Origin of the sequence: Actinophytocola sp. (genome assembly GCF_050699935.1) — a bacterium.
Taxonomy (GTDB): Bacteria; Actinomycetota; Actinomycetes; order Mycobacteriales; family Pseudonocardiaceae; genus Actinophytocola.
On record NZ_JBOHGB010000065.1, the window covers coordinates 15,726 to 36,146 of the forward strand.

The following is a 20,421-nucleotide window of genomic DNA, read 5'->3' on the forward strand; positions in this document are numbered from 1 at the left end:
AGAGGTGCCGATGACGCAGCGGCAGTCCGCCACCGGGGGCCGGGATTCCGGTCCGAGCGACCGGGCACGCAACGACGAACGACTCCAGCAGCTGCTCGACGGCCTCAAGTCCGTGCGCGACGGGGACTTCTCCACCCGCCTGCCACAGGTCGGCGACCGCCTGCTGGACGAGATCTCCACGGTCTTCAACGGCATGGTCGACCAGCTGGCGCTGTTCACCTCCGAGGTCACTCGCGTCGCCCGCGAGGTCGGCACCGACGGCAAGCTCGGCGGCCAGGCCTCCGTGCCGACGGTCTCCGGCAGTTGGCGGGACCTGACCGAGTCGGTGAACGCGATGGCCGGCAACCTCACCGCGCAGGTGCGCGACATCGCGAGCGTGGCCACGGCGGTGGCGAAGGGCGACCTGACCCAGAAGATCACCGTGCATGTGAAGGGCGAGCTGCTGGAGCTGAAGAACACCATCAACACGATGGTCGACCAGCTCTCCTCGTTCGGCGACGAGGTGACGCGGGTGGCCCGGGAGGTCGGCAGCGAGGGGCGGCTGGGCGGGCAGGCCGTGGTGCCCGGGGTCGCCGGCACGTGGCGGGACCTCACCGCGTCGGTGAACTTCATGGCCAGCAACCTCACGGCACAGGTCCGCGCGATCGCCGAGGTCACCACCGCGGTCGCGAAGGGCGACCTGTCGCAGAAGATCACGGTCGACGCGCGCGGGGAGATCCTGGAGCTGAAGTCGACGATCAACACGATGGTCGACACCCTGTCCTCGTTCGCGGACGAGGTGACGCGGGTGGCCCGCGAGGTCGGTACCGAGGGCATCCTCGGCGGCCAGGCCCAGGTGCCCGGCGTGGCCGGCAGGTGGCGGGACCTGACCGCGTCGGTGAACTTCATGGCCGGCAACCTGACCGGGCAGGTCCGCTCGATCGCCCAGGTGGCGACCGCGGTGGCCCGCGGCGACCTGTCGCAGAAGATCACCGTCGACGCGCGCGGGGAGATCCTGGAGTTGAAGACCACGATCAACACGATGGTCGACCAGCTCTCCGCGTTCGGCGACGAGGTGACGCGGGTGGCCCGGGAGGTCGGTACCGAGGGGCGGCTGGGCGGTCAGGCGGACGTGCAGGGTGTGTCGGGTACGTGGAAGGGCCTGACGGAGTCGGTGAACGTCATGGCCGACAACCTGACCGCCCAGGTCCGCTCGATCGCGGACGTCACCACGGCCGTGGCGAAGGGCGACCTGTCGCAGAAGATCCGGGTGGACGCCCGGGGCGAGATCCTGGAGCTGAAGGAGACCATCAACACGATGGTCGACCAGCTCTCCGCGTTCGCCGACGAGGTCACGCGGGTCGCCCGGGAGGTCGGTACCGAGGGCCGGCTGGGCGGTCAGGCCGATGTGAAGGGTGTGTCGGGTACGTGGAAGGGCCTGACGGAGTCGGTGAACGTCATGGCCGACAACCTCACGGCCCAGGTCCGCTCGATCGCCTCGGTGGCCAGCGGCGTGGCCCGCGGCGACCTGTCGCAGAAGATCACCGTCGAGGCCAAGGGCGAGGTCGCCGCCCTTGCCGAGACGATCAACACGATGGTCGACACGCTCTCCGCGTTCGCCGACGAGGTGACGCGCGTGGCCCGCGAGGTGGGCACCGAGGGCATCCTCGGCGGCCAGGCACAGGTGCCCAATGTGGCCGGGACGTGGAAGAGCCTGACCGACAACGTCAACTCCATGGCGAACAACCTGACCAACCAGGTGCGCTCGATCGCCCAGGTCACCACGGCGGTGGCGCGCGGCAACCTGTCCCAGAAGATCGACGTGGACGCGCGCGGGGAGATCCTGGAGCTGAAGACGACGATCAACACGATGGTCGACACGCTGTCCTCGTTCGCCGCGGAGGTCACCCGCGTGGCCCGCGAGGTGGGCAAGGACGGCCGGCTCGGCGGGCAGGCCGAGGTCGAGGGCGTGTCCGGCACCTGGAAGCGGCTCACCGAGAACGTGAACGAGCTCGCCGGCAACCTGACCCGGCAGGTGCGTGCGATCGCCGAGGTCGCGAGCGCCGTGGCCACCGGCGACCTGACCCGGTCGATCTCGGTGGAGGCCGAGGGCGAGGTCGCGGAGCTGTCGGACAACATCAACGCGATGGTCCAGTCGCTGCGTGAGACCACGCTCGCGAACGAGCAGCAGGACTGGCTCAACACCAACCTGGCCCGCATCTCGGGGCTGCTGCAGGGCCTCCGGGACCTGCGCGCGGTCGCCCAGCTGATCATGAACGAGCTGGCGCCACTGGTGGGCGCGCAGCACGGCACGTTCTTCCTGATGGACAGTGGCCGGGACGGCGCGGGCGAGCGGCCGGTGCTGCTACTCATCGCGGGGTACGGGTACGAGGGGGACGAGGACGTGCCCCGCGAGTTCGACCTCGGGCAGTCGCTGGTCGGCCAGGTGGCGCGCACGAAGCGGCCGCTGCTGGTCGACGAGACCCCGCCGGCCTACGTGCGGATCACCTCCAGCCTCGGCGCCGCGCCGCCGGCGAACCTGATCGTGCTGCCGGTCGTGTTCGAGGACCAGGTGCTCGGCGTGATCGAGCTGGCCTCGTTCAACCGGTTCAGCGCCGTGCAGCGGGACTTCCTCGAGCAGCTGATGGAGAGCATCGGCGTCAACCTCAACACGATCATCGTCAACGCGCGCACCGACTCGCTGCTGGACGAGTCGCAGCGGCTGGCGGCCGAGCTGCAGGCCCGCTCCGGCGAGCTGCAGGCCCAGCAGGTCAAGCTCCAGCAGTCCAACGCCGAGCTCGAGGAGAAGGCCGCGCTGCTGGTGCGGCAGAACCGCGACATCGAGATCAAGAACTTCGAGATCGAGCAGGCGAGGCAGGAGATCGAGGAGCGTGCCCAGCAGCTCGCGCTCGCGTCGCGGTACAAGTCGGAGTTCCTGGCCAACATGTCCCACGAGCTGCGCACGCCGCTGACCAGCCTGCTGATCCTGGCCGGCGTGCTGGCGGCGAACTCGACGCATAACCTGACCTCGAAGCAGGTCGAGTTCGCGAAGGTCATCCAGTCCGCCGGCACCGACCTGCAGCAGCTGATCGACGACATCCTCGACCTGTCCAAGGTCGAGGCCGGGAAGATGGACATCCATGTCGAGGAGGTCCGGCTCGACGAGCTGCTCGACTACGTCCGCGCGACCTTCGACCCGCTCACGGCCGACAAGGGTCTCGAGTTCGAGGTCTCCGTCGAGCCGGCGGTGCCGGAGCGGCTGACCACCGACGAGCAGCGGCTGCGGCAGGTGCTGCGCAACCTGCTGTCCAACGCGGTGAAGTTCACCGAGCACGGCCGGGTCGAGTTGCGGGTGCGGCGCCTCGACGGCGCGGAGCCGCGGGTGGCGCTGTCGGTCGTCGACACCGGCATCGGGATCGCGAAGGAGAACCTGGGCACGATCTTCGGCGCGTTCCAGCAGGCGGACGGCACGACGAGCCGCCGCTACGGCGGGACGGGGCTAGGCCTGTCGATCAGCCGGCAGGTCGCGAACCTGCTCGGCGGCGAGATCCAGGCGGAGAGCGAGCTGGGCAGGGGAAGTACGTTCACGCTCCTGCTGCCCGTGCACGCACCGTTCCAGGCGAGCACGCCGGACCGGCGGGCGAGGCCGGAGCCGGGCGACGAGCGGTCCGTGCTGGTCGTCGAGGCGCCGGACAAGCGGCTGCTGACCATGCTGATCCGCCAGTTCGCGGCCGACCTGGCCGCGGGCGGCGAGCAGGTCCGCATCGACTCGGTGACCACGCCGGACGAGGCCGTGGACAAGCTGGCCGAGCGGGCGTACCGGTGCGTGGTCGTGGACGGGAGCATGCCGGGCGCGACCGCGATGACCCTGCTCCAGCGGTTGGGCGGCGGGCCGGTCGAGGTACCGGTCCTGGTCCACCCGACGCGCACGCCGAGCCCGGCGCAGCACCGGCTGATGGAGGCGCACGCGGCGGAGCACCTGGTCGAGCTGGTGTGGTCGCTGGACGCGCTGCGCGAGCGCTTCCTGGTCCTGCAGACCCAGCTCCCGGCGACGTCCGTGGCCGAGACGTCCGCGCAGGCCGACGAGCACGACCTGGAGAACCTGCGGGGCCGCAAGGTTCTGCTGGTCGACGACGACGCCCGGAACGTGTTGGCGCTGGCGGAGATGCTCAAACGCCACGGGATCGAGGTGAGCCACGCACCGAACGGCCGCAAGGGGATCGACGCGCTGCTGGCGAGCCCCGGCGTGGACCTGATCCTGATGGACGTGATGATGCCGGAGATGGACGGCTACGCCACGACGGCCGCGATCCGCGACATGCCCCAGTTCGACAACCTCCCCATCATCATGGTCACGGCGAAGGCCATGGCGGGCGACCGCGAGAAGAGCCTGGCCTCAGGCGCCAGCGACTACGTCACGAAACCGGTGAACCCGAACGAACTACTGAGCTGCATCGGCCGCTGGCTGTCCAACTAGGACTCAGTCGGCTGTGTCCCGTCGCCATTGCCGTTGGTGCGGGGGTCCCGGTTGATCCAGCCTTTGCCCTCGGCGGCGATTCCCTCCAGGATATGTAACGTGTGCGTGAATCCGGCCGAGTCGAGGTTGATTCGGGAGAATGTGTCGGCATGCTCCTCGTGGTCGGATTGGCGTTCCATCGAATCCAAGACCCGGATGTTTCTGGTCGGCCCGTTCGTCAGGGTCAACTCCAGTGTGTAGCTGGCCCTGCCTCGCCGGGCCACGTGAACGGAGGAGACCGCGTCGAAGCGGTAGTTGTTGCGTTCCTGACCGTTGAGCACGACCTGCTCGAAGTCGAGCTCGGTACTGACCTCGCGAACCCCGTCCTGCGTGATCAGGAACAGTCGGATGTCGTACTTCGAATAACGCCATACGCCGCCAACCACCATCGCTCGTTTGCAACCTCTCGCGGGCGTCTGGAGGAAGGCATGGGCGATGATGTCCCGCCACGCCAGGCGATAGAGTCGCAGCGCGTCATCGAGAATCATGGTCCTGTCGTGGTTCACCCAGGTCTCCATCTCGCCTTCGGACGGGCGCTTGGAGTCCAGCTTGTGCTTCCAGCGTTGGTAAGCCTCCTGCCGAATCTCCAGTAGTCGATCGGATTCCAGGACCTCGTCGTCGAATCGGCGGTGCTCGCTGCGGATCTGTAACCACCGCGCCGTTGCCGCCGGCGCGGTGACCAGAGCGACGAATGTCGCAACAGCCGCTGACAATGGCGCGGCCTGTATCGTCGGGACGACCACGCCCACTGCCGCGATGATCATCGCGACTACCGAGAACGAGCATCGCATCTTCGTCGCCGGAGTGATCCGATACTGCTCGCGGTAGTCCCACAGCGTGCCGGATTGCCAGCGTTTCCTGACGTCCCAGACGAGGAAGCGAATCAGCCATCTTATTTGACCGACAGAGACCTTTTGCTCCCGGTAGATCTCGACGACTTCGTTGCGCAGCGTGTTGCGGATGCCAGCCGTCTCGGTGAGCCACCGTTCATGGTCGGCCTGCGCGCGCCCGTACTTCTCGGAATAGTGCGCGAACGATTTGCTGACCTGGCCGGCGAATCCGCCCTCGGGCGCCCGGTTGACTCCCCGCAGGCCGAAGTAGTCGAGGTCCTTGGCCCGCAGCCGTTCCGCCCGGTAGTGCCATACCAGCCCACTCCGGGCCGCGACGACTCCGGCGGCGACCATGAGCACGTAGGCGAGAATCGGCAGCGCTGCCGCGAGCCGTAGCACCGACCAGCCGAGGTAGAAGACCGCGATCACGAACAGGCTGGACGAGATGACCGCCCGGAACACATCGCCGGGAGCGGTGGAGATCGGGTCGGGTGGCCGCACCCGCGGGGGGCTCGGTTTCGGCTGGAAGTACGCCCAGACCCGATCAGTGCGTTGTCCGCTGTACTGAGCGTCTTCGGCCGCTTGCCGGGTGTCCGCCCACACTCTGTCCTTCCATCCTCCGGTCAGGACGAGGTCGAGGTGCCGGTTGATCTTTTCCCGCTGGCGGAACGGCAGCGCACGCAGTTCCGCGACCGCCGGCCCAGAGTCACCCTCCGTCCTGTTCAGGCTGTCCAGCAGGTCGCGGATCGCCTCCAGCGCCCGTTTCCACTCGTCGTCGGCGTACGTCCGCAGGTGTTCGGAGAGGCGCCCCAACGCCTCGCGCTCATCGGTGGAGAGGTCGCGGTACGCGCGCTTGCTCAGCATGGCCAACGCCCAGTGGAATCGCACCTCGGCGGTGTCGTACCCGTGGGCGATGGCTTCGTGGATCAGGTCACGGGCCCGGAACGGCACGCCGTCGTCCAGGTAGCGCACGCCGACCTCGTACTTCTTGTCCGGTGTGGCCTCCGGATGCACGAAGTACACATTGGAGTCGTGCACCTCGTCGGCCATCATGCCGACGGTGGCACCGGCTCCGGCGAAGTTCATGGTCGTGTCGCCGGGCGTGGTCATGACAGCCCCTTGGCCGCCACGATCAGGGTCGCGATCTTCGTGGCCAGCTCGGCCACGTCGGCGATCAGCCCTCGCAACCGCTTGAGCGCCAGGACGAACGCGTTCTTGCCCTCCGGTGTGTTCGCCTCCAGTGCCTCGCTCGCGATGTCGAGCTCTGCCTCCGCCGCCTCGTAGGTGGCGTCGTCGAGCGTGCCGGTGGACCGTTCGCGCCTGAGGAGATCACGGAAGGCGGCCAACTCGGCGGCGAGACCACCCGTCGTCACGGTCTGCGGCGCCGACCCCATCCGGACGTGGCTCCCGGTGACGTGCGCGGCCTGAATGCCGACCTGACCGGAGGCGAAGTTGTAGACGGTGCCACTGGTCTTCGCGGTGTCGCCCTCGTGCATCGCGATGTGCTCCCGTTCCTTGATCAGTTCCTCGGCGAGCCGGACGGCGAATGCCGCCGCGTTCGCCGCTGCCCGTGGCTGCCACGTGCCATCGGCACCCGTGGTCTTCGTTCCGTCGGCCCGGTCGCTGATGCCGCGCACGATGGCCACCGGACAGCCGTTCAGGTGACCTGCCTGCGCGACGCCGGCGCCTTCCATCTCGATCGCGAGCGCGTCGTTGTAGTGGTCCCGGATCCATTTCGCCTCGTAGGAGATCCGGGAGTTCTGCACGACCTCGCCGGCGGCGATGGCGCCGAAGTGGATCTTCGGCAGACGTACGTCGGACGGCAGACCGTCCGTCCAGTCGTTGGTCCGACCCAGGTGGGAGGCGAGCTGACTGACTCCGTGCGCGACCTCCCAGACCCGGGGCCGTGCCTTGAGCCCGTCGTCCTCGCTGGTACCGCCGTGGTAGGCGTAGACATGCGTGGCCATCACGACGTCACCCAGCGGCGTCGTGTCCCACAACGCACCGGCAACGCCGACGAACAACACGGCCACCGGCGAGAACCGCTCGATCGCTCGCTCGGCCAGCACCGCCGCGTGCTGGTTCCCCTTGTCGGTGAGTCCGAGCGCCACCCGGCACGTCGTGCCGCGCAGCGTGCCGATCTCGAACAGCGTGCCCTTCTTGTGGCGGCGCACCTGGGGGTCGACCATCTTCCGCCGGACCGCGTCGTATTCCAGGTTGAGAGCGGTGAGGATTACCACTTGCGCTTCCATCATCGATCCCCCACGTTCGTCGTCGATTGATCAGGCCGGACCAGCGGTGGGTACAGCGAGGTCCGTGGTCCGGCGCGGAACAGCCGCGCTGGCCGCCCCTTCGTGATCCTGCGATCCGAGCCGGCCGGCACGATGAAGCCGGGCACCGCCTGGACTTTTCGGTAGAAGTTCCGGGGGTCGAGCTGGACGCCCCACACCGCCTCGTAGACCTGTTGCAGCTCCGAGATCGTGAAGGTCTTGTCGCAGAACGCGGTGGCGAGCGCCGAGTACTCGAGTTTCGCCCGGGCACGCTCCACCCCGTCGGCGAGGATCCGCTGATGGTCGAAGGCCAGGTTCAGGCGTCCGGACAGGACTCCTTCGACGGGTTCCCAGCAGGCCCCCGCCGCGTCGGTGCCCGCGACCGGATCGGGAAGCCCGGGCGCGATCGCCAGGTACGCCACGGAAATGATCCGTCCGCGCGGATCCCGGCCCGGAGCTCCGTAAGCGCCCAGTTGCTCCAGATGTAGTTGCGAAGCATCGAGGTTCGCCTCTTCGCGCAACTCCCGGTGGGCAGCGGTGACGACGTCCTCGGCGGCGTTGTTGAGGAAACCGCCTGGTAGAGCCAGATCACCCTGGTACGGCTCGATACCGCGCTCAACGAGCAGGATGTGAAGCATCGAGGCGCGCAGCGTGAGTATGACGAGATCAACCGCGACGAGAGCGGCCGGAGGTGACCAGGAGTCATCGGACATGACTGCAAGTGTAGCTTCTTGTCAGCACGACAGGAAGAGGCTCTAGAGGCAAGGGTTGGCCACCACCGTGACTGTCTCCGGGGGTGCCGTGGCCGCAGTCGCAGCAAAGCCAGAGCTTGCACTTATAGCATTGCCGGTTCGGGTCGGCGTGCAAGATTCCGCGGGCCTGCAGTTGCGTTTTCAGATCAGAGCTGCGTTCCAGCCGTTCCTCGAGCAATTCCGCCGACCGCTCGGGTGTCCGCAAGGAAACGCCCGTGCAACCCTCGTGCCCGACCCACCGCCGCGGATCGTCCGGCTCTTCGCCACGTGGCACCAGCTGCGGCTGCTCCGGGAGCGCTCGCGACTCGCCGATCTCACTGCTGGGCAAACAGACCACGCGCGAGCCGAGGTTCGCGCCGCCATCGCGCTCATAGCCTGGCTCCGCGACAACGGCACCACGCTTGCCGACTGCACCCAGCGACACATCGACCGCTGGCTGGTCGAGAACGCGGCTCGCAACCGGAAGGTTCGGGCGTTCCTGCTCTGGACCCACCGCAACCACCACACCCGCGACATCGACCTTCCCCGACCAACTCTGCAGACGTGGCAACCGAGCCGCCGTCGAGGACGATCACCGCTGGGCGCTGGTCCGCCGCCTTCTGCACGACGACGGTGTCGCCGTCCATGACCGAGTCGCCGGTCTGCTCCTGCTCCTGTTCGGACCGGAACTGTCCAAAGTGTCCAGACTAACTGGTCGACAATCGACGCGGCCATGCTGTGGTCGGCCACACCGACAACCACCCGTGGCTTTCCCCTGGAGGCGCTCCAGGACGCCGGATCACCGCGGCCCACCTGATGACCAGACTTCACCCCTCGGCATCCAGGCCCGTGCCGCACGCAGCACTATCCTTATGGACCTTGCCGCACAGCTACCACCGGTCGTGCTCAGCAAGCTGCTCGGCATCCACATCGGCACCGCCCACTGGGCCCACCAAGCCAGCCCGTCCAACGCCGCCTACGCAGCCGACATCTCCCGGCGGACTGAGGGTCGGTCCGGGGTTTGACCTAGGAACTCCTAACAGTTTGAGATGTTGCGGAGGCGTCGCCAGCAGATGATGGTGCAGGCGAAGCGGAGGAACGCTTCGTGGATGTCGTCGCGGATTTACCAACGGGGTGCGGAGCCGGCGGAACCGATGCAGCAGGGCGAAGCTCTGCGCGACGACCAGCGGTATATGCCCAGGCCGGAACCGTGTTGCTCGCCGCGGCGGCCGATGACCGGCTTGATCCCACCTTCGCGAACCTCTTGCGGTATTTGTCGTGGTCGTAGCCGCGACCGGCATAGAGCGCATCCCGACGCTGGGTGCCGGCTGCCCGTCGGCGGGTTCGCAAGCAGGCGGACAGGTCCTGGTCGGACAGGCGATCTTGGTCGTGAACCCGTCTACAGGAGCTTCCGCACGTCCGGACGCCGATCCCACCTCAACCATCCGCCCGCACACAAGGTGGAAGAGGCTCACTGACGGGGACGAGGCGGATGGTTACTCGTTCAGCTTGGTCTCCCGAATCCGCGGCGGCCAATCGGCCTCTCACCGCCCTGGCCGCGCGGCTGACGCTGATCCACGAGGAGGGCAGGATCGGTCGCTGTCCCCGAGTCCTCACGGACGAACGCGAATGATCGTCTTTCCCTTGACCCGCTTGGTTGGGTTGAACGCGGCGACGGCGTCGTCGAGGGTTGCGATGTTGCCGATGTTCGTCCGCAGTCGTCCGTCCCGCACCCGCCGGACGATCTCACTCAGTTGGGCGCGATCGGGCACGACAACGAAGTCGACCGCCAGGCCGTCGGCGGGCCGCGCCTCGGGTGGCCCGGCGACGGTCACCAGCGTTCCTCCGGCTCGAACCAGACCCGCGGACCGCTTCCCGATGTCGCCGCCGAAGACATCGAAAACCAGATCGACTCCGCCGACGTCTTCCAGTGCGTCGTTCTCGAGGTCGACGAACTCCTGCGCGCCGAAGTCGAGCGCCGTCTGACGGCCGGCAGCGCGTCCGGTGCCGATGACGTAGGCGCCGGCCTCGCGGGCGAGCTGTGTCGCCATCGAACCGACTGCGCCGGCCGCACCGTGCACGAGGACGCTCTGCCCCGCCCGGAGGCGGCCGTTCTCGAACAGCCCCTGCCACGCGGTCAAGCCCGGCATCACGAGGCTCGCGCCCGCCGTGAAGTCGACGTCGCCCGGCAGCGGCGCGAGGTTACGCGCCTCGACGACTACGTACTCCGCCAGCGTGCCGTCGCGAGTCCAGTCCGTGAGGCCGAACACCCGCTGTCCCACCGACAGACCCGTCGTTCCATAGCTGAGGGCGGTGACCACTCCGGCCAGCTCGTGTCCGGGGATCGAAGGCGTCCGGTCGCGGCCTAGGCGATCGGTCCAGGTCGAGGGCCATTCCAGCTCATCCCAGGTGAATCCCGACGCATGAACTTCAACGACGACATCGCCGTAGTTCGCGCCCGAGAGGCTGGCGAGCCTCGCCGCCTGCGGCTCGGGCCGCCCCACCAGCTTCATCCCAGCCGTTCCGGCGGCCTGGTCCGTCACCACGATCGCTTTCATTTGAATACCTCTGTGTCAGTCCTCGCCTACACGGCACTTTGGGTCTGCGTTACGTTCCGCGCTGACTCGACTCGCTGGCTATGTCTTGTTGCTCGGGGAGCGCCAGGCTCGTTGTGCCGATCTGCCGCCCGGCGATCGCGTCCCGGAGTCCTTACGGGCGAACGCGGATGATCGTCTTTCCCTTGACCCGCTCGGTCGGATTGAAGGCGGCGACGGCGTCGTCAAGGGTCGCGACGTTTCCGATGACTGTCCGTAGTCGTCCGTCTCGCACCCGCCGGGCGATCTCGCCCAGCTGAGCACGGTCAGACACGACGACGAAGTCGATGGCCAAGCCATCGGTGGGTCGCGCCTCCGGCGGGCCGGCGATGGTCACCAGCGTTCCTCCGGCTCGAATCACGCCTGCGGACCGTTTCCTGATGTCTCCGCCGATGACGTCAAAAACCAGGTCGACTCCGCCGACGTCTTCCAGTGCGTCGTTCTCGAGGTCGACGAACTCCTGCGCGCCGAAGTCGAGCGCCGTCTGCCGGTCGGCAGTGCGTCCGGTGCCGATGACGTAGGCGCCGGCCTCGCGGGCGAGCTGCGTCACCATCGATCCGACTCCGCCGGCCGCACCGTGCACGAGGACGCTCTGCCCCGCCCGGAGGCGGCCGTGCTCGAACAGTCCCTGCCACGCGGTCAGGCCCGAGATCGGCAGGCTCGCGCCCACCGTGAAGTCGATGTCGCCCGGCAGCGGCGCGAGGTTACGCGCCTCGACGGCCGCGTACTCCGCCAGGGTGCCGTCGCGAGTCCAGTCCGTGAGGCCGAACACCCGCTGTCCCACAGACAGCCCCGTCGTGCCATACCCGAGGGCGCTGACCACTCCGGCCAGCTCGTGGCCGGGAATCGAAGGCGTCCGGTCGCGGCCTAGGCGATCGGTCCAGTTCGAGGGCCACGTCAGCTCACCCGGCGTGAATCCCGACGCATGAACCTCGACGAGGACGTCGTTCCCCGCCGCCTCCGGCTTGGGCCGCTCCGCCAGCGTCATCCCGGCCGTTCCCGCGGCCTGATCCGTCACCACAATCGCCTTCATCCGGCACCTCCCGGTATCCAGTCCTCGCCGCCACACTCTGTGGACGATATCGTCCATTATGGTACCGGTACAGAGGCACCCGGCCAGATGAGGACGTACCGCCACGACCGTCAGGCGCACTGCTGCTCCAAAACACTGATGGCCGGGCGGAGGCTTGCCGATCGATGCCACGCCAGTCTTCTCTGGACGGGATAGTCCAATTGATTTACACCGGTTTGTGGGCGACTACGTCCTCACCGCGGAGAACCTCATCACCGGGTCCCTCGCTGACGATGACGTCGCCATGGGTGGGTACCACATCGGCATCCACCGGCCGAGTGGAAGCACGGGTGGCGGTGGGATTGCGGCCGCCCGGCCACAGGAGGAGGGGTGCATGGCGGTGATCACGCGCGGTTCGGCGGCCGCGGACGTGACGACACCGATCTCCCGCCTGGTCAGTACCGCACGGACGACTTCAGCCTCGTCCTGCTCGGAAGACGGCACCGACTCGCCCCGTGGCTTTCGGCGCTTCGGCGTCATCCCTCGAACCCGACGCGAGAGAACCCGAAGTGCACACTGGCGAGCAGCTCGACCGCCTGGTGTTTCTGGTCGGCTGGCACTTGCTGCGACCACGCCCACTAACAACACACCAGCTCCCAGCTTTGAACACGGCCTAGCCGTGTTCGGCTGGCTGCACCGCTACGACACCCGCCGCCGTCATTCCTACCTCGGACACGTCCTCAAGCCGCGTAACCCGTGTCCAACATCCGGAGGTCAGCCCGGCAACACAGCAGCCCGTCCCTCCCCCGCCGTGATCACGATGTGTTCTGGTTCTGTAACAACCGCGGGGCTGGGTAGCGTGGCGCTCGTGACCGATCGGCTCGTCTCGACCGCCGCGAGCTGGCGGGTGATCTCCTCGAATCCCGGGTCGGACCGCTCGCCGAACGTCGCGAGATCAGCACGGGACCGTTGGTACGGGAAGTAGATGCCGGTCAGTTCACCGTGGTCGGCGACGAGAGTCAGCTCGCCCAGCCGAGTGTCCATGGTCATGTCGATTCGACCGCGCATCCAGCCCACCGCATTTCCGGTACAAATGCGCTCCATGGTCCACTTAAAGTGATGACAAAGGGGGCCGAGCTAGTGGCAGACCCGTGGCCGAGCGGGACCGTGTAGTCCATGCGGCGGCTGTGATCAGACAGGGTAGCCTGAGGCCTGTGAGCAGGCTGGAGAACGCACAGCCGGGGCGGAAACTGACGCCACGTGGGGCCGCCACCCGCGCGCGCATCGTGGCGGCTGCTGTCGAGCTGATGTACGTGAAGGGCGTGAACACGACCACGCTGGACGACGTCCGGGCCGGGAGCAATACCAGCAAGTCCCAGCTCTACAACCACTTCCCGGACAAGGAGGACCTGGTCCGCGCCGTCGTCGCGGCGCGCGCCGCGCAGGTCCTCGAGCGTGAACGCGGCTACCTTCAGCGCTTGAAGTCGTTCCGCGGTCTGGTCCGCTGGCGCGACGCGCTGGTGCAGCGAAACTCGTTGCAGAACGGTGCCTACGGCTGTGCGCTCGGCTCATTGGCCAGCGAGCTCGCCGACCAGGACGACCAGGCCCGCACCACGCTCGCCGAGTCGTTCGTGGAATGGGAAGGGCTGCTCGCCGCCGGCCTGCGGCGGATGCAGGACAGCGGGGTGCTCAAGCCGGATGCCGACCCGGAGAAGCTGGCCACGGGTCTGATGGCCGCCCTGCAAGGCGGGTACCTCCTCGCTGAGACCGCGCATGACATCAAGCCCATGGAGATCGCCCTCGATATGGCGCTTGACCACGTGAGGTCGTTCCTCACGGCGTGACGGCGTGTGCGCGGACGTAGCCGAGGGCTATGTCCAGGGCCACCTCCAACCGTCGCACGTCGCGGGTGGTGCGGGCGAGAAGCAGACCACCCTGTAGCGCGGCCATCAGGCCGGTCGCGAGCCTTTCATGATCGGCATCCGCCGCGAGTTCGCCGCTGTCCCGAACCCGGGTGATTCCGCCCGCCAGGAGCGACTCCCATGCCGCGAAGCCCGCGCGAACCGCCGACGGTCCAGCTTCGTCACCGTCGGCGAGCAGCTCAGCCAGGTCGCCCAGCGGACGGATCCCGTCGTCGCGCCTCTGCTCCAGGTGGACCACCTCGTCCCGCCATTGGACGAGGTCCCGTACCGAGTGCAGGTTGTTCAGCAATGGTTCCTGAATCGCGAGCAGCCTACCGAGCCTGGCTTCGACGGTCTCTCCTGTCGGACGCTCGTCGGCACGGCCGCCGTCCTGGCCAGGGTGGTCCACAAGGTCCACTATAGGCAATGATCGTCCGGACAAATGCATGATGGTTGGACTATGTTGGACTGTATAGTCCTTATTGAGTGATGGAAGGTCGATCATGAGCATGCACGAATCACGGGAGTCATTGGGGGAGAGCGCCGGGGCGACCGCGGACGGCATGGTGGTGGTGGTCGGTGACGTCCCGGCATCGGGGCGGTTCGAGGCACGTAACGGCGATGGTGAGCTTGTTGGGTACACCAGCTACCGACACAACGGAGACGAGACGTTCCTGGTTCACACGGTGACCGAGCCGGCCTGGCGGGGTCAGGGTGTGGCGACGGCCATGACCGTGGCGGTGCTCGACCTCCTCCGTGCGGCGGGTCGTTCAGTTGTCCCGCGCTGCCCGTTCGTCCGTGATTTCCTCGCACGACACGACGAGCTGGGGGATCTGGTGCCCGAGCGGCACCGGCACATGATCACGCGGGCGTTTCGGCCCGCCCAAGCCACAACGAACGAGCGGGTGGCGAACGACCACCAAGTCGGGGAGTGAGCAGGGCCGGGTGATCAGGCCTGCTGGTGTTCGGCGCTGACCATCCACACGTACTTCTCCAGGTTGTCGATGACAGCGTGCAGGAGGTCGGCGCTGGCCGGGTCGTCGGCGTCGACCTCGTCGTGCGCCTGGCGCACCGTGGCCACGGTCGCGATGAGACGGTCGCCGACCAGTGCCACCACGTCCGTTGTGGATACTTCGCCGGCTGGGACCGTGGGCAGCGTCGTGGTCGCCGAGACGGTGTCCGAGCGACAGTCCGGGACGGCGCGGACAGCCCGCATGCGCTCGGCGATGGTGTCGCTGGCCTCGCGGGCGGTGTCGATGATCTCGTCGAGCTGCTGGTGCAGATCGCGGAAGTTGGTGCCCACGAGGTTCCAGTGGGCCTGCTTTCCTTGCAGGTGCAGTTCGATCAGGTCGACGAGGATGGCTTGGAGGTTCCGCGCGAGCCGTTCGGGTCCGATGAAACGCAGGCCTTCGACGTTGTCACGGCGGGACGAGGTAGCAGTGCTGGTCATGGTGACGCCGTCTCCTTAGGTCTTGGGATTGTTCATTCGGGGTCGTCGCCGACGATGTGCACCGCCGCTTCCTCGGCGGATGCCGCGGAGCCGTCGATGCCGACGTCGCGCGCGTAGAGGTAGGCGTACGGGGCGTCCTCGTCGGCGCCCTCCACGAGGCGTCCGGCACGGGTGATGCCGACCTCGCCGTCGTAGGGCTCACCATCGGTGTCGCTGGTGTCGCCGATCCCGTCGCCCTCCTCGCCCAGGGCGGCGTCCGGTATCTCCCTGGCGAGTCTGCCGGTGAGGGGTTCGTGGTCGCCCGCTTCTCGGGCCGTGACACCCCAGTCGAAGACGGCGACGGGACGCTCCGGCGGCGAGTAGCCCTCGTCGAGCACGTCGGCGATCCCGCGGTCATCGAGGCTCTCGTCGGGCTCGAGCAGGCCGGAGTCGTTGTCGATGTCGTCTCTCACCGCGGGCCCCCGGCGGCGAGTGGAATCCGTACGGACAGTGCGCCGCGCAGATCGAGCCATGCGTCGGTCGGGGTACGGACGAGGCGGGCGAGGACCGAGGTGCAGCCGGGGCAGCGAACCACGAGGCCGGCGCCGGCGTAGACGTGGGTCTCGGCGAACAGGCTGGCCCGGCCGCAGTGTGCGCAGGTCAGGACGGTGGTCGTGACGTCGATGCCGAGTGCCTCGCCGAACGGGCCACCCGCGCCGTTGCCGTCAATGTAGTCACCGATGTGATCGCCGGCCATGTCGTAGATGCGGTCGCCGTCCGAGATCGTGCTCATCATTGTCCTCCGCTCGGTCCGAAGCGTTCGGTCCGGATGGTGTCGGGGTTCTGTCCTTGAGCCAAGAGGAGCACGGAGACCGTCTCCACGAAGCTGGTCGGGCCGCAGATGTAGGTGCGCGCGTCCATCCCGGGCGGCCGGGCCGTGGCGAGATCGTCCGGTCCGATCCGCCCCGCCGGGCGGTTGGTGCCGAACGCCTTGCGCGTGAACAGGATCCTGATGTCCAGGCTGGGGCGGGATCGCAGCTCGGCGTCGTAGTAGATGTCGGCCGGGGTGCGTACGGAATAGAGGAGCGTGAACGGTGGTGGGTCGGTGACGCGCGCCCGCTGCCGGACCATCGCCATGATCGGAACGATGCCCGAACCACCCGCGACCAAGAGGACCGGCATGGGTTCGGTGCCGCGCCAGGTGAACCAGCCACCGATCGGGCCGCGCATCTCGAGTTGGTCGCCGACGCGCAGCTCGTCGACGAGGTACGGGGAGACCTCGCCGTCAGGGATACGCTGCACCGTCAGATCGACGCGTCCGCCGCCAGCCGGGGAGGCGATGGAGTAGCTGCGCTGCGCGGTGTAGCCGTCGGGTGCGGTGAGCCTGATATCGACGTGCTGTCCGGCGGCGTGGCCGGGCCAGCCGGGAACGTCGAAGACGATCGTGCGCGCGGTCGGGGTCACCTCGCGGATCTCCACGGCGGTCGCGACCAGCCAGCCGAGCCGCAGCCGGGTGATCGTCGCGGGCTCAGTCATCGGTGTAGCGCTGCTCGCGCCACGGGTCGCCGTAGTCGTGGTAGCCGAGCTGCTCCCAGAACCCCGGCTCGTCCTCGTTCAGGAGGTCGATGCCGGTGACCCACTTCGCCGACTTCCAGAAGTACAGGTGCGGCACCAACAGGCGCGCCGGACCGCCGTGCGAACCGCTCAGGTCCTCACCGTCGAACCTGTAGGCGATCCACGCCTTGCCGTCGAGCAGGTCCTCGAGCGGCATGTTGGTGGTGTAGCCGCCGTAGGAGCGGACGAGCGCGAAGTCGGCGGCCGTCTCGACGTCCTCGAACAGCGCGTCCAGGGACACGCCCTGCCACGTCGTGCCCAGCTTCGACCACCGCGTCACACAGTGGATGTCGACCGTGGGCGTCTCACTCGGCAGGGCGAGCAGCTCCCGCCACGACCAGGTGCACTTCGCGCCAGCTTCGTTGCTGATCGTGAACTGCCACGTGTCGAGATCGACACGCGGCGTCGGGCCGGCCTGCAGCACCGGAAAGTCACGGGTCAGGTACTGGCCGGGAGGCAGGTCCGGAGTGACGCGTTCGCGGCGCCCCTGGAACCCCCTGCTGACGACACTCATCGACACCTCCTGAGTCGAAGCGCAGCATAACTGAACCACAAGGTCCAAACAAACGATTCAGATGCGTCCCGGCGGCAATGCGACGAGTCACCACGGTGAGGGTTAGGATGCCGTGACTGGACTTGACGGTCCACCGTGGAGGGAATCGTGACCAACAGGCTCGACCGGATCCGGGCTGAGATCGTCGAGCACGAGTCCAACGCCTGGGCACGCGAACTCGGCTATGAGCCGATCTACTCCGTGACACCAGGCGCCCGGATCGCGCTCATCGGGCAGGCGCCCGGCCGGAAGGCCCAGGAGAGTGGCGTGCCGTGGAACGACGCCAGTGGTGTGAAGCTGCGGACCTGGCTGGGCGTCGACGACGAGCGGTTCTACGATCCCAGCCTGTTCGCGATCCTCCCGATGGACTTCTACTATCCGGGCAAAGGCACGTCCGGCGACCTACCACCGCGCAAGGACTTCGCGGACCTCTGGCACAAGCGGATCCTCGCCGAGCTGGGGGATCTCGGCCTCACGATCCTGGTGGGCGGGTACGCCCAGAAGTACTACCTGGGTAATCGGATCAAGCCGAGCCTCACCGAGACCGTGCGCGCCTATGCCGAGTACCTGCCGTCGATGATCCCACTCGTGCACCCGTCGCCGCTGAACTTCCGCTGGCAGGCCAAGAATCCCTGGTTCGAGGCCGAGGTCGTCCCCGCGTTGCGGTCGCTGGTGACCAAGGCGATCACCGTGTAGCCCAGTCCTTGGTGGTCGTTCGTCGTAGGAGACCCTGGATCCTGCCCGGTGACGGCGAGCCGCGAGCCTGCCCCCGTCATCGCGCCAACCGTTGCATCGCCGACCTGGGCGGCACGGCCCGGCGCGCAGCTCGCGCAGGGCGTGTTGATCGCGTATCGAAAGAGTTGCCGTTGCTCACCCACGTCGAATGCGGGGTGGTGGGAATCTTCGACCGGGCGGCGACGCCGGGACGAGTCAGCGGCACCGTGGTCGCGGCGGGTGTGGGAAGGGCGTGAGGTCGGCCGACCGCCTCGGCCGTCTCGAGCTCGTTCGGCGCACGCAGCGAGACGTACTGGCACCCCTCGGGATGAACACCGCCGGGTTCTTCGATCGCGAGGTGAACGTGCTCCGGCTCGTCGCCGACGGCGCTTACACGAGCGAGATCGCCCGTGAGCTGTCGAGCTCGGAGAGCAACCGTGAGTCACGCCATGGCGTTTGCGCTCCGATCCGGCGTTCCCTGGCCAACGGACCGGCGCACCCGGCACGACACACCATATCTGTACTATATAGTCCACTCTGGTCGGGCTGTGCGGCGGCGACAGGAGGAGCGGGTGGTCACATCACTAGAAGGCCTGCAGGCCGAGGACGGTGAACCGGTGGGGACCGAACACATCGCCAAGGCGCTGACAGCCGGTGAGTTCGTATACGACGACGGAGCCACACAGCGCTTCGAGCCCGGCGGTGCCACCACGTACGTCGAGCACGGTCGGCCGACCACCGGCACGTGGTATCTGGACGACGACGGCCGCTTCTGCTCGTTCTGGCCGCCGACCTACCGTGCCTGTTACGACCTGCGCTGGATCGTTGCCGACGGCACGATCGTCGGCCTGCGGTTCATCGAAGTCGACCGCGGCTCCCGGTTTGACGGCCGGTACCGGTAGCCGGCACGCGATCTGGTCCAACCTTCGGTTGGCGTTGAGGCGGATCGCCGTTGAGTTCATCCTCGACAACGGCGCGGCAGGTGGTCCAATGCCTGGTCAATCCGATGGCCAGGACTGGGGGTCGGGGGAGATCCTGGCCAGGAGGATGCCGCCCTGAAGCGCGGCGACGACCCTGGTGGTGAGTTCCGGCACGTTTGCTTCCGGCGCGATCGCCTCGCCGGCTCGTAGGCGTCGTCGAACATGTCGTCGAGGGACTGGAGCGTCTCCTCGCAGCAGCCGGTCCCGTCGGCGGACAGTCCGGACGATAGGCCCTGGGCGACTCGGGTCGCGGCAGTGTCAGCCAATCGCACGGAATCCGGGACCCTTCGGCCAGAAGCTGGGTGCGGAGTCGGGAGCCGACGCGTTCCTCTGGTATCCGAGGTCCAGTTCGTCCGCGTCCACCAGCCTAGTGCCGTTCTGCACCATTTGACATTATCTCGATGGGCGAGTGCAATACGGACTATTAGGTCCACTTAATTGGGTGATCCTGGAGGTGTCGCGGTGACGGCAGTAGTCCCGAAGCCGATCGCCACGCGACCGTATCCGGCGCGCCCGACAGCCAAGGGTTCGTACCTGCTGCAGCTGTCCCGGGAGACCGATCCGAAGAAGATCGGCGTGATGTACCTGGTCACGGCGTTCGCGTTCTTCATGATCGGTGGCGCGATGGCCATGCTCATCCGCTCCGAGCTGGCCTTCCCCGGGCAGCAGTTCCTCTCCCAGGAGCAGTACAACCAGCTGTTCACCATGCACGGCACGATCATGCTGCTGTTGTACGCGACCCCGATCCTGTTCGGCTTCGCGAACTTCGTGCTGCCGATCCAGATCGGCGCACCCGACGTGGCGTTCCCCCGCCTGAACGCGATCAGCTACTGGGTCTTTCTGTTCGGTGGCCTCGTCGTCCTGTCGGGATTCCTGACACCCGGTGGAGCGGCGGCGTTCGGGTGGACGGCCTACACGCCGCTCGCGGATGTCGTATACACGCCAGGGCCTGGCACCAACCTGTGGATCACCGGGCTGATCCTGTCGGGGCTGGGCACGATCCTGGGCGCGGTCAACATGATCACGACAGTTGTGTGCCTGCGCGCGCCGGGCATGACGATGTTCCGGATGTCGATCTTCACCTGGAACATCTTCATCACCTCGATCGTGATCCTGATCGCGTTCCCGTTGCTGACCGCGGCGCTGTTCGGTCTGCTGGCGGACCGCCTGTTCGGCGCGCACGTCTTCGACCCGGCCAACGGCGGCGTGATCCTCTGGCAGCACCTGTTCTGGTTCTTCGGCCATCCCGAGGTCTACATCGTCGCGCTGCCGTTCTTCGGCATCGTGTCCGAGATCTT

19 protein-coding genes are annotated in these 20,421 nt (G+C 67.5%); 7 read left to right on the forward strand and 12 right to left on the reverse strand.

The genetic code is table 11. The features are described from left to right. Window positions 1-10: 10 nt before the first annotated feature. Window positions 11-4,456, forward strand: coding sequence for a HAMP domain-containing protein (locus tag ACRDTB_RS20955; RefSeq protein WP_431432720.1), 4,446 nt, complete (start codon window positions 11-13; stop codon window positions 4,454-4,456). Here ACRDTB_RS20955 and ACRDTB_RS20960 read toward each other — a convergent pair. From ACRDTB_RS20960 to ACRDTB_RS20970, 3 genes are read right to left on the reverse strand one after another with little or no spacing between them, the layout of a single operon-like run. Further along, window positions 4,453-6,435 carry a hypothetical protein gene (locus ACRDTB_RS20960; RefSeq protein WP_431432721.1) on the reverse strand — a complete coding sequence of 661 codons (1,983 nt, stop codon included), beginning with the start codon at window positions 6,433-6,435 and terminating at the stop codon, window positions 4,453-4,455. The two genes, ACRDTB_RS20955 and ACRDTB_RS20960, sit on opposite strands and share 4 nt — an antisense overlap. Further along, complete coding sequence (locus tag ACRDTB_RS20965) at window positions 6,432-7,580, reverse strand: purine phosphorylase (RefSeq protein ID WP_431432723.1); 1,149 nt, start codon at window positions 7,578-7,580, stop codon at window positions 6,432-6,434. Before ACRDTB_RS20965 ends, ACRDTB_RS20960 begins: the two co-directional genes overlap by 4 nt. Then, window positions 7,577-8,308, reverse strand: coding sequence for an NUDIX hydrolase (locus ACRDTB_RS20970; RefSeq protein WP_431432725.1), 732 nt, complete (start codon window positions 8,306-8,308; stop codon window positions 7,577-7,579). The genes ACRDTB_RS20965 and ACRDTB_RS20970 overlap by 4 nt, the downstream gene beginning before the upstream one ends. An 890-nt stretch (window positions 8,309-9,198) precedes the next feature. Between ACRDTB_RS20970 and ACRDTB_RS20975 the strand changes: the two genes are divergently transcribed. After that, complete coding sequence (locus ACRDTB_RS20975; RefSeq protein WP_431432727.1) at window positions 9,199-9,351, forward strand: hypothetical protein; 153 nt, start codon at window positions 9,199-9,201, stop codon at window positions 9,349-9,351. 588 nt (window positions 9,352-9,939) lie between these two features. Here ACRDTB_RS20975 and ACRDTB_RS20980 read toward each other — a convergent pair. The 3 genes from ACRDTB_RS20980 to ACRDTB_RS20990 all read right to left on the reverse strand — a co-directional run bounded on the left by ACRDTB_RS20980 (window position 9,940) and on the right by ACRDTB_RS20990 (window position 13,000). Then, entirely contained in the window at window positions 9,940-10,884 is a 945-nt protein-coding gene (locus tag ACRDTB_RS20980; protein WP_431432728.1) for an NADP-dependent oxidoreductase, read from the reverse strand. Window positions 10,885-11,035: 151 nt separating this feature from the next. Beyond that, window positions 11,036-11,953 (reverse strand): NADP-dependent oxidoreductase, encoded by a 918-nt coding sequence (locus ACRDTB_RS20985; RefSeq protein WP_431432750.1) that lies wholly within the window; start codon window positions 11,951-11,953, stop codon window positions 11,036-11,038. A 753-nt stretch (window positions 11,954-12,706) separates the two neighbouring features. Then, a complete protein-coding gene (locus tag ACRDTB_RS20990) occupies window positions 12,707-13,000 on the reverse strand; it encodes a hypothetical protein (protein ID WP_431432730.1) in 294 nt (97 codons plus the stop codon). A 146-nt stretch (window positions 13,001-13,146) separates the two neighbouring features. Here ACRDTB_RS20990 and ACRDTB_RS20995 point away from each other — a divergent pair, with 146 nt between their 5' ends. After that, window positions 13,147-13,776 carry a TetR/AcrR family transcriptional regulator gene (locus tag ACRDTB_RS20995; RefSeq protein WP_431432732.1) on the forward strand — a complete coding sequence of 210 codons (630 nt, stop codon included), beginning with the start codon at window positions 13,147-13,149 and terminating at the stop codon, window positions 13,774-13,776. Here the strand turns inward: ACRDTB_RS20995 and ACRDTB_RS21000 are convergent. After that, the gene (locus tag ACRDTB_RS21000; RefSeq protein WP_431432734.1) at window positions 13,766-14,242 is read right to left on the reverse strand and encodes a TetR family transcriptional regulator C-terminal domain-containing protein; all 477 of its coding nucleotides are present in this window, start codon (window positions 14,240-14,242) and stop codon (window positions 13,766-13,768) included. The two genes, ACRDTB_RS20995 and ACRDTB_RS21000, sit on opposite strands and share 11 nt — an antisense overlap. A 94-nt stretch (window positions 14,243-14,336) precedes the next feature. Between ACRDTB_RS21000 and ACRDTB_RS21005 the strand changes: the two genes are divergently transcribed. After that, complete coding sequence (locus tag ACRDTB_RS21005; protein WP_431432736.1) at window positions 14,337-14,768, forward strand: GNAT family N-acetyltransferase; 432 nt, start codon at window positions 14,337-14,339, stop codon at window positions 14,766-14,768. A gap of 14 nt (window positions 14,769-14,782) precedes the next feature. On the opposite strand, the gene ACRDTB_RS21010 is transcribed toward ACRDTB_RS21005, so the two are convergent. Genes ACRDTB_RS21010 through ACRDTB_RS21030 form a run of 5 tightly spaced genes read right to left on the reverse strand, consistent with a single transcriptional unit; the run spans window position 14,783 to window position 17,390 of the window. Further along, window positions 14,783-15,283, reverse strand: coding sequence for a Dps family protein (locus ACRDTB_RS21010; RefSeq protein ID WP_431432738.1), 501 nt, complete (start codon window positions 15,281-15,283; stop codon window positions 14,783-14,785). 32 nt (window positions 15,284-15,315) lie between these two features. After that, complete coding sequence (locus tag ACRDTB_RS21015) at window positions 15,316-15,735, reverse strand: DUF5709 domain-containing protein (protein ID WP_431432739.1); 420 nt, start codon at window positions 15,733-15,735, stop codon at window positions 15,316-15,318. Beyond that, a complete protein-coding gene (locus ACRDTB_RS21020; RefSeq protein WP_431432740.1) occupies window positions 15,732-16,055 on the reverse strand; it encodes a DUF6510 family protein in 324 nt (107 codons plus the stop codon). Before ACRDTB_RS21020 ends, ACRDTB_RS21015 begins: the two co-directional genes overlap by 4 nt. Next, a complete protein-coding gene (locus ACRDTB_RS21025; protein ID WP_431432742.1) occupies window positions 16,055-16,798 on the reverse strand; it encodes a ferredoxin reductase in 744 nt (247 codons plus the stop codon). Before ACRDTB_RS21025 ends, ACRDTB_RS21020 begins: the two co-directional genes overlap by 1 nt. After that, window positions 16,791-17,390: a sulfite oxidase-like oxidoreductase gene (locus tag ACRDTB_RS21030; protein ID WP_431432744.1), complete on the reverse strand. Its 600-nt coding sequence runs from the start codon at window positions 17,388-17,390 to the stop codon at window positions 16,791-16,793. The genes ACRDTB_RS21025 and ACRDTB_RS21030 overlap by 8 nt, the downstream gene beginning before the upstream one ends. A 147-nt stretch (window positions 17,391-17,537) precedes the next feature. Here ACRDTB_RS21030 and ACRDTB_RS21035 point away from each other — a divergent pair, with 147 nt between their 5' ends. The 3 genes from ACRDTB_RS21035 to ACRDTB_RS21045 all read left to right on the forward strand — a co-directional run. After that, entirely contained in the window at window positions 17,538-18,125 is a 588-nt protein-coding gene (locus ACRDTB_RS21035) for a uracil-DNA glycosylase family protein (protein ID WP_431432745.1), read from the forward strand. 590 nt (window positions 18,126-18,715) lie between these two features. Next, window positions 18,716-19,045: a hypothetical protein gene (locus ACRDTB_RS21040; protein WP_431432747.1), complete on the forward strand. Its 330-nt coding sequence runs from the start codon at window positions 18,716-18,718 to the stop codon at window positions 19,043-19,045. 540 nt (window positions 19,046-19,585) lie between these two features. Continuing rightward, window positions 19,586-20,421 (forward strand): cytochrome c oxidase subunit I (locus ACRDTB_RS21045; protein ID WP_431432748.1); only part of this gene is annotated, 836 nt, incomplete at its 3' end.